Source organism: Rhizobium sp. 2MFCol3.1 (assembly GCF_000377565.1).
Lineage (GTDB): Bacteria > Pseudomonadota > Alphaproteobacteria > Rhizobiales > Rhizobiaceae > Rhizobium.
The window spans coordinates 137,451-152,507 of the sequence record NZ_KB898365.1; the positions used below are offsets into that span (position 1 = coordinate 137,451).

A 15,057-nucleotide genomic window follows, 5' to 3' on the forward strand; every position below is an offset into this window, starting at 1 on the left:
CACCGCGTTCGCTTAGCGTCGAAGCACAAGGGGATTTTACCATGGCCAAGATCATCAAAATCGAGCGCCTCACGCGGTGTGAGAGTGACACGGCACCTACAACATCGCCAACAAAGGGTGCCGGTATTGTAGTCAGAAGCTCGGAACTGCGGAGTTCCGCACCTATCGAACACCTTCCAGCAGGATATGAGATACGCTTAGGTCTCGCTGTTGCCGATCGTGTTCGCGACCGCCTCGCACGTGAACGAAGACTCCTGCGCCGCAAGGGCATTTTCTCGGTATACGGTCGCGTCGTCTCGTCTCTTCCACGGACAATGCGGCCACGAGCGTGGTTCTAGCCGAGTTTTATCGTTGTCTGACCAACCTCTGTCACCTGTACTGCTCACGTTGCAACCGATAGATATGCATCCTCGCCGGTTGCGAAGATTCGAAGGGGCGTTCCATGAGATACTTAGATGGCAACCTACTCTTTTCGGCATCGGACCTAATGCGTTTCATGGGCTGCGCTCACTCGACGACGCTCGATCTTATGCATCTTCGCGGGGAGGGGCCGGATCCGCGTCAAGATACTGAGGACGCTGCCCTGTTGCAGAAGCAGGGAGATATGCACGAAGCCGCACATCTCGCCCGGCTTGGATCGGCAGGCCGCGAAATCGTCGAGATCAAGCGGGGTGACTTAGCTGCAAATGTTAAGGCAACCAGGGAAGCTCTGACATCCGGAGCGGAGGTGATCTTCCAGGGGCCGCTTCTCTCGGGAAACTGGGGTGGCTGGTCGGATTTCCTTGAAAAAGTAGGTCGTCCGTCGAAGCTGGGAAACTTCAGCTACGAGGTTGCCGACACCAAGCTCAAACGCCGCCCGCATCCCAAGCATGTGCTTCAACTGGTTTTGTACTCCGACCTTCTGATGGAGGTACAGGGAGTAGCCCCTGATTTCGCTCACATTGAACTGGGTGATGGAACACGCGCTTCGCTTCGCCTTGGTGACTACTCGGCCTACGCCCGGATGGCGCGATCCCGTCTCGAGAACTTCGTGGCTGATCCAACCCCCACAAAGCCGGCGCCGTCTTCCGAATGTGGACTTTGTCGTTGGGCCGATCATTGTGGGTCTGTCTGGCTTGCAGAGGACAGCTTGTTCAACGTTGCGAACATCACACGGGGGCAAGTGAAAAAGCTCGAGGCGGCAGGCGTCGTAACGATGGCACAGCTTGCCGCATTTGACAGGCCGATCCGCGGAATGGCGTCGGCCACCTTTGAGAAATTAAAGGGACAGGCCCGTCTCCAACACGCTAGAAAGACCGGCGAGCCAACTTATGAATTGCGTCCGAAAGTTCCGGGCAAAGGGTTTGACCTCCTACCGGAGCCGCAACAGGGCGACCTGTTTTACGACATTGAAGGCGACCCCTATTATGAAGGCGGCCTGGAGTACCTCCATGGCGTATGGTTTGATGGTAGCTTTCGCTCATTCTGGGCGCATGACCATGATGCCGAAGCTGCGGCCCTCAGCGAGCTATTCGAGTTTTTCCGCGCTCGGCTCAACGCGTATCCAAACGCTCGGATCTATCACTACGCCCCCTACGAAATTACGGCCCTCCGCCGTCTGACCGCCAAGTACGGAATTGGAGAGGCATTCCTTGATCGACTGCTCAGAGAGCGACGCTTCGTTGATCTCTACGCCGTTGTCCGTAGCGGGCTATTGGCTTCCGAATCCAACTATTCGATCAAGTCTCTCGAGGCGTTTTACGGACTCAAGCGGGAAGGGGAGGTTAAAACAGCCGGAGGCTCTGTCGTCGCCTATGAAGCTTGGAGGGAGAGCGGCGAGCAAACCATTCTCGATGAGATCGAGGACTACAATCGGATCGACTGTCTCTCGACGGAAATGCTGCGCGATTGGCTGGTTTCTGTCCGCCCCGAAGGCGATTGGCCATTGTTCACTGTCGATGCGACCGACAAGGAGATCGAAGAGGACGAGGAAACCGTACAGTTTCGAGCGCGGCTCTCTGCATCGCGGCTGCCGGAAACACGTCAAGAAATGCTTTTTAATCTCGGCCGCTTCCACAAACGCGAGGCGAAGCCTGCTTGGTGGGCAATTTTCGACAGTCTCAGCCAAGAAGATGACGAGCTCATCGACGATCTGGACGCGTTGGGCGGTTTGGTTGCCAAAGGGTCGCTGGAGATGATCAACCGATCGGTGGTCAGAACATACCGTTTTCCACCCCAAGAGACAAAGTTGCGCACTGGAGGTAGGGCGACAGTGCCGACCCCGGAGGGCTTTGCCTCGGTATCGATCGAGAACCTAGATCGCGGCGACAACACCGTCACGGTGAAGGTTGGCATCAAGAAAGCCGATATCCTCGGAAAGCATCTAACTCTCCATCCGGACACCCCCCTGAACACCGGGGTTCTTGCCGCGGCTATCGCAGATGTTGTCCGTGATCAATGTGAAACTCGCCGATATCGTGCCATTGACGATCTTCTGTCTGCAGCACCGCCCCGCTTGGCGGGGAAACCAGGAGAGATCTCAAAAGGAAGCGATTCTGTAGCCGGGACAATTGCGGCTGTGCACCGCATGGATGAAACGGTACTTCCGATTCAAGGGCCTCCCGGCACCGGGAAAACCCACGTCACTGCGAGAGCCATTCTGTCGCTCGTAGAGGCAGGATATCGTGTTGGAGTTGCCTCCAATAGTCATGAGGCAATCAGGAACGTCTTGCTCGGGTGCCTCAAGGCGCGTGAGGAAAGCGGTAGCGCATTGCCGCTGGACATAGTGCACAAACTATCAGGCGACGACGACGGATATCCTGATTTCGCTAGGGTCCGGCGAACGACCGACAACAGTGTTGCCGAGGAAAGCGGCCAGATCGTCGGCGGGACAGCATTCTTCTTCTCCCGCGACCCGAACATCCAGGCGTTTGATTGGCTCTTCGTGGACGAGGCGGGGCAGGTCAGCCTGGCAAACATGACAGCCATGGGACGAGCCGCCAGAAACATCGTCCTCGTCGGCGATCCAAGACAATTGCCACAGGTTATCCAAGGCGCGCATCCGGAACCCGCGAACCTGTCGTGCTTAGAATGGATGCTCGCTGGACACGCGACGGTGCCGCCAGATCGCGGTATATTTTTGGCGACGACCCGGCGGATGCACCCAGACGTGTGCAGCTTCATTTCGGAGCAGGTCTACGAAGGACGCCTGAAAAGTCACTCCGACACAAAGCAACAGCGCGTATTCGAAACAGATTTCCCGGAAGCGGGTGCTTTCTGGCTGCCAGTGTCACATGACGGAAACACGCAAGTCTCTGTTGAAGAGGTCGCAGCAATCTCAAAGGCTGCGAAGACACTTGTCGGAGGCAAGCTGACAGATAAGAACGGTGTGACGAGGAATATCGATTACACCGATATCATCGTCGTCGCCCCTTACAACGCCCAAGTCAACGCTCTCCGCGACGCGCTGCCAGCCGGCATCCGTGTCGGTACGGTCGATAAGTTTCAAGGCCAGGAGGCGACTATCTGCATTGTTTCGATGACGGCGTCGTCAATCGAAGACTCCGCACGCGGAATGGAGTTCCTGTTCTCGCTCAACCGCATAAACGTTGCCATTTCGAGGGCCAAAGCGCTGGCCTTGGTCTTTGCTGAGCCGCGCTTGCGGGAGACCAAGTGCAAGACCGTTGACCAGATGCGGTTGGCAAACACGTTGTGCGCGCTCAAGGAGATCGAAGCATGAAGGCAAAGTTAGGGCTTTGCCTGCACGTTGCACTTTGCGGCGGGCTTAGGGAGTTCGCCATTCGAAAGTCGGCCGGGCCGACAAAGCTTAAATCCGTGCAGAAGGCACGCTTCGTCGGAGATCGGTAATGCTCAATATAGTATCGGAGACGGCCGATCACGGTGCCGCCAATGGCACAAGCGCGTCCCAACTACGCGAAAAGCTCGACAAGCAGATACGAAACGCTGTGGACATAACACGCGACGAACTCGGCAATTACAAGAGTCTGCGCAACCTCAGCGAGGTGATCGGCGGTGAGTATGGTGACCGGGTTATCTTCGAGCTTTTTCAGAACGCTCATGATGCTCATCGTCAGGGAAATAATGGCGAGATATATCTCAAGCTGGTCATACGAGGAGATGACGACGCCGATCTTTACGTTGCCAACAAGGGGCAGGGCTTCGACTGGGAGAACGTCGAGGCAATCCGCAACATAGCGGTTTCCAGCAAATCTGTGGGCGAGGGAATCGGGAACAAAGGTCTCGGCTTTCGTAGTATCGAGATACTGACCGATGACGTGCGGATATACAGCCAAGAACTCGCCCGCCCAGCGGAAACGTTCGATGGTTTCTGTTTTCGTTTTGCAGGAGCCGATGAAGTTCGGCAGCTTGCGCTTGCGGTTTCAAACGATGAATCGATCGCCTCCGACGTCGCTGCCACGTTGCCTCGTTATCTCGCGTCTGTGCCGATAGCCGGCCAGTCGGCAGATATCTGCTACTTTGCTCAACGGGGTTTTGCCACCGTAGTACATGCGCCCCTCAAAACAGCGGCAGCCGTCAAGGTCGCTCGTGAACAATTGGCGAAGCTTCAGACCGCGGACGCACCTCTTTTGCTGTTTCTTGAGCGACTTGAACGCGTTGTAATCGAGATCGAAGTCGGCGAAGACATCAGACGCATGGAAATGTCTCGCTCAGTTGAGCAACGTCAGATCCAGTCAGAATCGCCGAACAGCTATGCAGTCATTTCGATAGAGCCCAGCGGCCGCAGATATGTGATCGCGACCCGTTTGGTTGATCACGACGATCTGCGAGACGCGGTCAGTAGAAGTGTTCCAGCCGAGCCGCAGCTTAGAAGGTGGCTGAACTGGAGAGGAGATGCCAAGGTATCGGTGGCTGTCGGTCTTGGAGAAGGGGTCGAGGTTGGCAGAACCTACAATTTTCTACCGATGTCGGAGGATGTTGCATCACCGATCCGCGGGCATATCGATGCCCCCTTTTATGCCACCATTGACCGGCGGCGGGTAAATTTGGCTCTTCCATTGAATGCATTCCTGATGGACGTGCTTGCTCGTACGGCCGCACAGGCGGCGCTGGACGTCAAGCAGTGCGCTGAGGAGCTTGGTCGAGCGACGGTGTTCGACTTCGCAGCCTGGGATCCAAGAGACAAGGATAGACTGAGTGGCGCTTGGAAGACGATGGCTTTGGATTGGTCGGACGTCGAGGTCGTGCCGTCCGCGAACAAGGTTTCGTGGTCATCGATCAAATCAGCGTGGATATGGAGGGATACGGATTACCGCCAGTTCCGCGTGTCGAAGCTTGTTAAGGCCGGCGTAGCAAACATAGCGGACCCCAATCTCGGAACGGGACGGCTTGGTCGTTTAGAGCATCTGATCGCGTCAACGAATGTTCCCGCGGTCCCCGCCGGGCAGCATTTGGCAGGTTGGACCGAATTGCTGGCAAAGAAGTTGTTACAGGATAACGTGGCCCCGAAGACCTGGTCGTCGTTCTACAGTGACGTCTCGAAGGCGTTCGGCACCATTGACGGTCTCTCGTCACTCAAGGCACGGCATTTTCTCAAAGGACGAACAGGCGAACTACATAAGCCTGCCGCTGAAAGCCATGAAGATCCCGTCTTCGTTCGGACCGAAGGTCCTTCGAAAAGGGAGAAGAACCGGGCACCGCTTCCTCCCGCGCATTTGGCGAAGCAGTTTGCTATTTTGCAGGAAGATGTCGGTTTGAAGCCCGACGTGCTGGACCGCTTCACAAAAGCTGGCATTGTCCGGCGTTACGATGCGGTTGAGATATTGAAGGGCGTTGGTGTCCTCCTTACGAAAAACCCCACCCAAGCCCGGTTGAGTGCAGCGATAAGGTGGGCATTCGAAGTTTGGAAGGCCGAACCCACGCGGGTCCATAAGGTCCTCCCGACAGTCGGACTTCTGGTCGAAGCACGCAGCGGATGGAAAGCGCCGTCCGAGGTCTACTTCTCCGAGGAATGGACGCAACTCGGCAAGAAAACCGAGAGATACCTCGCTGAAGCAATGGCTTTTTCCAATGACTGCAAAGTGGCGGCAGGACAGCTTCTGGTGAAAGATCCGTCATGGGTGCTGAACCTAAGCAAGGCCCGATTGGAATGGACCACGTTTCTGCGGGCGCTTGGTGTCCGGGATGGGCTTCCGTTGGTCGGCGATGCCCTTCCGTCACGGCGCACAGGTTGGATGTGGAGAGATTTTCTTCGCGAGAAAAATGCGAAGCTCGGCCGAGGTGACGTATGGATCGCGGCTAACGACCATATCCAAATCTCGAACCACAACACGGATTACTCTTCTAAGGGAATGTTGTGGAGGATACCCGGGCAAATCGAACACCAAAGCTTACCCTCCGAGCTTCGCGAGCGCCTTGCCGAGCTCCTTCTGTGGAAACTTCGAGACAGCGAAGCCAGTTGGCAATTTTTTAAAATCGGTCGATACGAGCGGGATAGTGTCAATCAGAACGAAAGGTCTTGTGTTTCCCCCGCCGGCGCCTTCATTCGGGGGGCTGAGTGGATGCCTGCCGAGGGCGAGGACGAAATGTACGCGGCTCTCAGCAAGCTATGGTACACGAGCGACCGGCGGCAGCGCGTCCCACGTTTCATGCCCCGACCAATCGAGCGCTTTGCTGCTGTCCTCGACGAGAACGATGCCCTCGCTAAGCGCCTTCTTGCTCCGGAATTCGGACTCCTCGACTGGGCGGCTCCCAGTCTCGCCCCTAGAAAGTTGATTGGTCTCGCCGCCGAACTGCCAGGACTTGAACCGCGTGAACGCGTCAACTTCAGAAAAGCCAATCAGCGCGCACTCGCGCAAATGATCGAGGAGCGCATATCCTTCGACAGAGAGACTCCAACGATCGCGTCGCAGGACAGTATGTTCGCCGTCGTATTGGGTGATCGAGCTAACCCTCCGCCACTGTACATCGCATCAGACACCCAGACTCCCGAGGCTCGTGCCTTGACCGCAGCCGGTTTGCCGATTCTCGATGTCGGGGATGAGCAACTCATCGATGCGGTTGTTGAAGCCCTGTCGGCCACCGGTCTCTTCAATGTTCAACGCGCAGATGGCGGACAGGTCCTCGTTCTTGTAGATGGACAACCCTTTTCCCCAACACTCGACGACCCTCTACTCTTGAGCGATGGGCTCGAGTGGCTATCTGAAGCGGTTGCTTTCGCCAATGAACTGTTGGGCAAAGAGTTGGAACGCCAGATCTCGAGCGCGGCCGTCGAAAGGCGCCTTCGCCGCGTACGACTGCGTCGTTGTGGTCACATCTCCTTATCGGTCGATGGAAAGGCAGCCGATGACGCTCTGACATTCTATGCGTTCGACGATCAAGATATTCCGACGCTGGTTATCGCATCAAGCGATCCAATTGACTGGCCGATGCTGGGTGATGCCGCTCCTTATCTTTCCACTCTCCTCGATCGCCGAATGCGCTCGCTCGAGACATTGCTGCTACGCCTGGCGGCACAACGCGGAGCCACATCTGATCCTCGCCGACGACCCAGCGACGAGGCGTTGGCTAGAGCGTTGGGTTGCAAACTCGACTTCCTCCGCGAGCACACGGACGCTTTGCAAACTGATCAGCAGTTCCTTTCGGTTCGCCTTCTCCCAACTTTGACATGTTTCATCGGAATTGACGCGGCTCGTGAATTTGGCCGGCAGATAGGCGATCGTCTAACTCGTGGTGGAGTGATCGAATCACTTGAGCTCCATGCCGAAAGCCTTCCCTCAACGCCGACTTCGTTCTTCGACACCTTGTACAACAATGCTGATCTGATGGAGGTCCGGCGTGTACTTAATATTCCTCACGAAGCCCTCAATCGCTCTCTTATAGAATTTGGACAGCCCATCCTATCTAACGAACCAGAACTACGCCGCCTTTTCGATCTATGGAAGGACGACGTCCGCTTCGAAGCGTTGGACAGGATAAGACGGCATTTTCTCGGCACGTTTCGGCAAAAGAAGCCGTTGCAGGATTACGTAACACTGCGGTCTTTGGACTTCATCGAATTCGATAAGTCATGGGTCTTGGAAAGGGACGATCTCGACCGTACAACTGTTGCGACATATGTCGACCTTGCCATCGACAAACGTCTCGGCCCGGACGTCGATGTCCGAATTGGCGGATATAAGAGCATTCGCGAACATAACAGGCGTACGATGCAAGCGTTCATCGACACGGCGCTTCCCATAGCGCGTGCTTGGTGCGTAAAGCGACAGGCGTTGCCCGATGGGTTGGCCATAGGCAGCATGGACGTACTCAAGCGGATCGATTCCAAGGGTCTACTGGACTTTGACCGGATTGCGACGGGTGGGGAGGCCGCGCTCCTACAGCAGCTAGACATGTGGCCAGCCGAAATGCCTACAGATCTTGTATTGGCGCAGACGCAAATTTTACCGGCGGACATCGACGCATCGGCGTTGGAGCAGCAACGTCAGCGCGAACAGTATGCGAAAGCGAAGAGGACGGTGACCATCGGTGGAACCGATTTCGACACAGCGGACGCTGACTTCGCAAGTCGCATCACGAAGCTTGCCGAGTCGATGATGGAAGATAAAGCCTGGCTCGTGCGCTCAATGCGAAAATTTAATCTCAGACAAATGCCGGCCAAGCATGGAGCAAATTCATCCAGTACGGGGAGCGCGGGTGGAGGACGAGTAGAAAGAATCTCTGACGACAAAAAGAACGCCATGGGCTTCTTGAGCGAGTTTCTCGCCAGCAGGTATCTTGCCGAGAAGCATCCCTTGCGATTTTCCGATAGCTCATGGGTTTCTCGCAATAGAGAGGCATTGTTGACAGACGGTGAAGGGAAGGACAGCTGGGGCTACGACTTCCGGGTTCAAACGGCGGATGCCGACTGGCGCTACGAAGTGAAGTCGAGTCTAGACGACAGCTTTGAATTTGAATTTACCCAGAACGAGATGCGAGTTGCCGGAGAGTGCGCAGCCGATCGCAGTCGCAGGTACAGGATACTTTATGTACCCTTTGTCTTCGATCCAGCGAGGTGGCGGGTGATGGAGCTGCCGAACCCCTTCTCCGAAAAAGGGCGGCAACTGTTTCGACCTATAGGCAATGGGTCTACCCGAATGAAGTTTGGCATCACTAGCTCGAGCGGATAGGCGCGTCTCCCCGACTTTCCGCGGGTGCAGATTCTCGAGACTGTTTGTAATGCCGGAAGCAGAACCACTGGAAGAGACCGCAGCCTAAGTGTTTATCTCCATTGCTTCCGGCTGCGGAGACAAAGACGACCGGAAACATCTCACCAGCAGGGGCACGGCAGCCGGTCAGTGGCAACTATGAGGATAACGCGCTAACCAATGGCGAGCCCGGACGGAGGCTCTGCGGCCCATATGTGCGCCAGAAGCCGAATGCGTCGGAGGACAAGATCGCGCGTAAATCGGCGGGGATGTTATTCAGTCTTGGTGTGCGGCAGCACCTGTCGAAGGATAGCCGTAGTCGGCTAACCCTTTCATTGGTCAATGCGGCATCGTAGTCCGTCGCGGATCGATACCTTCATCATGGCGAAAGCCGCGGCGGTTCGAAAATGCGATCGGCTGAAAGGGCAAGGTCACTGATGCTCCCACCTCTAGGCGGTTCTTTCGACGTGTTTCCTTTAGGCGATTTAGATGTGGTTGGCGCTTTAGACAACGAGCACGCGGAGCCAGAACGGATTGTCGCTCGCATCTCTTGTGTGCGTCGTGCCTCCGCCTTCCGGATACGGCACCCTAACGTGTAAAGCGTTCCTGTCGGCGTTGACGAAAGGGTCGCCACGCGGCGTTATAGCGAAGCGGGAGAATTTCCATGATCAGTGATTTCACAGAAGAACAACAGAAAATGGTCGCTGCCGGCGATCGGTTGGACGCCGCCCTACGCTTGCACAATCTGTTACAAGAGAGAACTGGGCCGCAGAAAGGGCCCTCGATCGAAGAGTGCAAGGATATTGTTGAACTAATCATTGCGCGCGTCGAGCAAGTTGGAACTTAGCCGATCGCTTACTGCACGAACGTGGGAAGACGCGGCGCCGGGTTTTGCGTTGGTTGCTCGACACGAGCCGGTGGTCGCTGTAGGGTGTCAATCTCGATAGGAGATGCACTCAATGGGAACGAGTGAAGTACCCGAAAACAGCGAGCCTAATGAGAAGTCCAGCTTCGGGAGTGGCCTTGGGACCGACTTCAAGCCTCTCGGTAAGCGGATCGTGGTAATGAAGGCTCAAGACGCAAAGCCGCTGAAGATCAACCGAAAGCCGACGGACACCGCAGAGGATAATTGACTTCGCGGCGATAGCTGGGCCGCTAAACGCACGGGCGATAGTACCGAGCGTGACATCGACCTTCCGGAGGGTTGGGAGCGCCTCCCGAGCTCTGCTGGATACGCGATCGTATCTCAGTGCTTACGCCATGGCGCATACCCTCGACTGGATCTTTCTTGTGCCAGCGTGCCCGATCTTGGTCACGTCGACGCGATTGCCACGTCCACACGACATTGCGAATCCAGTGGTCCAAAGGAGTCTTCCATGCCCGCCCGAATTTCCTCGCTGGAACCATAATTGCTGCGCATAACCGCTGGATGCAAAAAAGGCTCCCCGTCAGTCACGCCAGCGAATTTCACAACGAACGCGCGGTTGAAGGCAATTCCGAAATAATCGTTTTCTCCCGGATCGTCCCACGTCGGATCGATAACGCTCCCGCGATCATTGACCAGCCATGCATGCGCCATCGGGATCCCGAGCTGCCTGTCTAACGCATAGCCCTCGACGTAATATACGTCGCTTCTATCGACCGCGTACGCTAGCGCGTTTGCGAAGCAGTTCCTCTTTGGCCCCATGACTAGCCAAGCTGGGGAAGCCTCACTTGGCTTCCAATCCCGACCGTAAGCGAGAAGAGCTTGCTCTGGGCCGTATCGACGAGGCGCGCCGGCGACGAGCTCGACGTACTGACGAAGGCTATTGAATCTGATTGCGTCCGACATGCTGCTCTCTCGCGAAAGGTTTGCTCTTCAGCCTTTTGGAAGACGCTGCCGAAACAGCGTCGCCAAATCGTTGGAGGCTATGGACGGGCAAGATGTGGAAACCAGAGCTTGCGGTTAGGAGGCTTTAAAGCGGCCGATCGCGTTCAGACCGCGTTCGCTGCTTGCGCCGGTCTTCCCACTTCGAAGTGAAATGCACCGGTCGTCATGAACCCCAAGTCGAGTGGTAATAAATGCCACCTGCCAACATCTTGGCTTCGGCCAGTGGTTCGAATTCCGACATCCCTCGTTCTGCGTCCACAATGCGGCGAAGGCCCAACCGGCTGTGAGGCGACCTAAGCAGCGTCAACACGTCCTTGGCCGTTGCACGGGCACCGAGGTGCGTCGCATCTACGATTGTCCCGACAAGACGTGATTCAGTGCGTCGGTAGCGCGCGACAATTTCAGAAGAAGTGACAATCAGTGCAACGATGCGGGTAGCGCGTTCCGGCTGTAGGCTCGCCTCGAATTTCGCAACGATGACATCAGATTCATGGCTCGGCGGGGCTGGCGGCGCAGGCGGATCGCCGGAGAATTTGATTTTGATGTTTCCGAATTTTGTAATTTTTGTTCGCTTGGCCACTTTGCCCGTCCCACAGATTGATTTCTATTGTCCCCGCGACTTGATTACTCTGCAATAGCCGACCGACAACGAATCGAAATTTTCCGCGCCTGATAATTTTCACCAGTGAATGCTGGACCTTTGTCGGCAGATAATAGCCTGGGAGCTCTAGCCAAAAACACGCTACAAATCGATAAGCAGTCATCTAGTCCCGATAGACTGGCGGCCCGTCGATCAATCGCTGCCAAGGGTATTCAAACAGCTGCTTTGCTAATGTCAGCAACGCAAGCGCCTGAATCCGGGTTGAGGCATCGTCGACGAGGACCCCTGTTGCCTCGAACAATTCGAGGTCTCCATCCTCTTTGGTACGAACGCCTTCGGATACCGACCAATATATTCCGTCAGCCATTTCCAGACAGTCATCTCTCAACGTGTAGAAGTACTCGTGTCGGGTATCGTCCTCCGGCTCCGGCATTTCTAAATCGGAATAACCGGAGGTTTCCGAAAGCATCGTCCATGACAAGTTGACGAGCCGCATCGCAACCTCATGGTTGGCGTGACTTTTCCGATCCTTCTTGTGGATGCCGCCTGCAGATTTGCCATCCAAGCGCTGCATGTGGTTCTCGTTCATTCGACCTATCCTGCGTTCACGTTTTCAAAGTGTGAATCTGTGAATTGGCCGGCGCAATCCTCTTCTCGGAAGGTTGAGCAGAAACACTAAGCGGGTTTAGTAGCGAAGCTTGTGGTTCTTCTGGCAGTCGCAGACCGCGAGGTTGTTTCTCACTGGGCACATAGCTAGTTCGAGGCCCGATATGGCCGGTCGCGTTTTGAGCCCTGTGCTGAAATTATTTCGATGCGTTGAAATTTGACATTGCAGCCGGTGGCGGCATGCATCACGCTAGAAGCATTACGTGGTAGGTCCAGTTGGAAGCAGGCATGTCAAACGAGGTATATCTATCGAGAACAAGGTTTGAAACGTTGGATGAGGCGGGCAACGTCATCAATACGACGTTCGGCGCTCGCATCTACGATGACCTCGGATGTACATACGTCAATTTCCATCAAACGTTGGATGAACTTCTGGCATTGGACGCTGCGGAGCTTGTTGAGTATGTGAAAGACCATAGCGAGATGGGCGCGGAGATGCTTTCAGCTTCCGATTTCTCACGGTTGTTCGTCGATGGTGAGTGGGTGAACGAGCCACCGACGAGCGAAGAGCCGATTTTCCCTTAGTTGCTCGGCACAACGGGCGCGATAGCATTAGGTCGTAGCGCCATCGCATAGCGTCACAGAATGTCGCTAAATTTCTCTGATTGTTTGTCCGGCTTGGTCCATCAGGAAAATTCCGGGTAGTAGCTGATCCTTTAGGCGGACAGGAAACGACAGCCGGAGGCCCGAATGCAAAGTTTTGGCTTGGGCTACCCCGGACTCAATCAGCGCTGTGGACAGTTGTTTGGCTGGGCCGTTGCGGGTGTCCGTTAGGGCGTCAACCTCGGCCTGATCCAACTCTCCGCAAGTGATGAGAGCCCCCAAGACCACGTCAGCTTGTGGAGGCAGTGATCCTGACCGGATCTCGTCCAGTGCCCATTTCATCAAGCGGTCACGCAGCTCCTGCGGCCTCATGAGATCGCTCATGAACGTCACCTCTTCGAGACAGGTCTCAAGCACGTACTCAACGAAAGCAGCAAGGGCGCCTTCGCTGAGAGTTCCACGACCGTCAAGACTGCCACGGCGCGGCTCATCGCAAGACTGAAGATGCGCTTTATACTCCTTCCCCCGTCGCGCGAGACCACGAGATAGAGACCAGAGCAAGTTCGTGCTGGTTTCCGACCGAATGGCGTTCGAGGCTAGAAGTCTGGCGACGCGACCGTTACCATCGAGAAACGGATGCACCCAAAGCAAGCGATGATGGCAACAAGAGGCGGCCAGTATCCTTTCAGTTCGGCCTTGGGGCTTATAGGCCTGTTCCATACGCGCCAGGAACCGAGGCACCGCCGCTGGGCTGATTGCCACATGTCGACCCACCTGCACTCTATAGGTCCTGATGGCTCCGGGTTCTAACACTCGCGTTCGGTCATGCTCACCGGTGCCCACGAGAAGAAAGCTAGGAGGAAGGCCCCCGCAGAAGCGCCTATGAATTTCGCGGACGAACTCGAACGAGAAAGACGTCGCTTCGTTTTTCTGACGGCTGATCCACTGCTGCACTTCGATGTGTGCGCGGGCCTCCAGTTGTAGATCGCGCGTTTCAACGTCGTCACTGTAGTCGCCTCGCATCACACGATCGATATCGAGCGGATCGGTCTTGTGGCCTTCGATTAGATTGCTGTGATAGCAGTCGACGACCTCGACAAGATCCGAGAGAGAGGCCGCGATCGGTGTCGGCAGGGAAGCCGCCAAAGCCGAAGATTTTTCCACCAGCGAGATGGCCAACTCGTTCAGCTTTGACCGAGACTTTGCCCCTTCGGATACGAGAAGGGGCTCAAACAGGCCAATGCTCTCGCCGTCGTCGTCCGCTACCACCATAAGCCTCCTGGTCTCGCCTCATCTTTCCAGACGATTATTCTTAGTTGTCAAGGCGTCCACCTCTCGCTGCAGAGCGTCGTATACTTGGTTTAGCTGACGTCCCTTGAACGCAGATTTCGCGGACCGTAGACCGCTCCATCCGTGACGCACCACAGTAGGCCGTTCGCCACCGAGCTTTAGGTAGTTCATCTCTCGGCCATTTTCCGCGCCATTGATGTAATCGAACCGGATGAGGGCCAAATCGTCATCATACGGGAGGAACTCGACGTGGGTGAGCGTCACCTTCTGGACCTCCAGCTCACTTGCAGAGGCAAAACGCGTCCAATCCCGCCCTTCGAACAGTTCGTTCAATCCTACTACGAGGTCCGTCGGAGCTTTGGGGTCCCATAGCGCCAAATTATCGAATGCTTCTAGATAGCGGACGACGCTGTCCTGGATGGCGGAGAGGGACGTTTCATCGTCTCCCAGCTCGTGGGCGCGATATCGTAGCACGCCTTCCGCAGTGTCGAATTCTTCGGAGGCGTCGAATATCTCTATCTCATCCTCGAAGGTGACCGACTTCCGAATTCCCCATTCCGCGTAGCCGTCGGTGGATCGGTCATCCGCACGGGGAAAGGTGATCTCGTGGCACCCGTAAGAACGTCCTTTCTTAGGCATTGGCCGGGCCCCGAAGATCGTCCGCGCGGGAGCCATCGATGGCAGTGCCTCAGTGATCGCCATCGATAGGGTAGGGGCGGCCACCAATCGACTGCCGTCTGAATACTTATCGTGGAAGCGTAGTGGAAGAACGCAGAGGTCTGGGTCCTCCATCAGTAGTTCAAGGGGGTAGGCGGGTCGGGTGGTTGTGGCTTCCATCATCAAAGGCTCTCTGTTTATGTCACTGAAAATGGTCATGCGAATATCAATGAGCTGCAAGCGAAATTTTGGGTGACCGATTCCCGTTGACGCTTGGGTGGGTGGTC

9 protein-coding genes are annotated in these 15,057 nt (G+C 55.8%); 4 read left to right on the forward strand and 5 right to left on the reverse strand.

From position 1 onward, the window contains the following. Window positions 1-442 precede the first annotated feature (442 nt). The 3 genes from D460_RS0122550 to D460_RS0122560 all read left to right on the forward strand — a co-directional run bounded on the left by D460_RS0122550 (window position 443) and on the right by D460_RS0122560 (window position 9,990). Window positions 443-3,718 (forward strand): TM0106 family RecB-like putative nuclease, encoded by a 3,276-nt coding sequence (locus tag D460_RS0122550; protein WP_018900863.1) that lies wholly within the window; start codon window positions 443-445, stop codon window positions 3,716-3,718. A 127-nt stretch (window positions 3,719-3,845) separates the two neighbouring features. Beyond that, the gene (locus D460_RS0122555; protein WP_018900865.1) at window positions 3,846-9,125 is read left to right on the forward strand and encodes a hypothetical protein; all 5,280 of its coding nucleotides are present in this window, start codon (window positions 3,846-3,848) and stop codon (window positions 9,123-9,125) included. A 682-nt stretch (window positions 9,126-9,807) separates the two neighbouring features. Next, window positions 9,808-9,990: a hypothetical protein gene (locus tag D460_RS0122560; RefSeq protein WP_018900866.1), complete on the forward strand. Its 183-nt coding sequence runs from the start codon at window positions 9,808-9,810 to the stop codon at window positions 9,988-9,990. 465 nt (window positions 9,991-10,455) lie between these two features. On the opposite strand, the gene D460_RS36485 is transcribed toward D460_RS0122560, so the two are convergent. From D460_RS36485 to D460_RS0122575, 3 genes are all read right to left on the reverse strand, one after another. Beyond that, on the reverse strand, window positions 10,456-10,974 hold the full coding sequence (locus D460_RS36485) for a hypothetical protein (protein WP_018900868.1): 519 nt from the start codon (window positions 10,972-10,974) through the stop codon (window positions 10,456-10,458). A 202-nt stretch (window positions 10,975-11,176) separates the two neighbouring features. Further along, entirely contained in the window at window positions 11,177-11,593 is a 417-nt protein-coding gene (locus tag D460_RS36085; protein ID WP_155947829.1) for a hypothetical protein, read from the reverse strand. A gap of 184 nt (window positions 11,594-11,777) precedes the next feature. Then, window positions 11,778-12,203, reverse strand: a complete 426-nt coding sequence (locus D460_RS0122575; protein WP_018900869.1) for a hypothetical protein — start codon at window positions 12,201-12,203, stop codon at window positions 11,778-11,780. 305 nt (window positions 12,204-12,508) lie between these two features. Between D460_RS0122575 and D460_RS0122580 the strand changes: the two genes are divergently transcribed. Further along, window positions 12,509-12,805 carry a hypothetical protein gene (locus D460_RS0122580; RefSeq protein WP_018900870.1) on the forward strand — a complete coding sequence of 99 codons (297 nt, stop codon included), beginning with the start codon at window positions 12,509-12,511 and terminating at the stop codon, window positions 12,803-12,805. A 66-nt stretch (window positions 12,806-12,871) separates the two neighbouring features. Here the strand turns inward: D460_RS0122580 and D460_RS0122585 are convergent, their stop codons facing one another. Together D460_RS0122585 and D460_RS0122590 are read right to left on the reverse strand one after the other, a co-directional pair. Continuing rightward, window positions 12,872-14,092 carry a Fic family protein gene (locus tag D460_RS0122585; RefSeq protein ID WP_113236961.1) on the reverse strand — a complete coding sequence of 407 codons (1,221 nt, stop codon included), beginning with the start codon at window positions 14,090-14,092 and terminating at the stop codon, window positions 12,872-12,874. A gap of 21 nt (window positions 14,093-14,113) precedes the next feature. Continuing rightward, entirely contained in the window at window positions 14,114-14,989 is an 876-nt protein-coding gene (locus tag D460_RS0122590) for a hypothetical protein (protein WP_018900872.1), read from the reverse strand. Window positions 14,990-15,057: the final 68 nt, after the last annotated feature.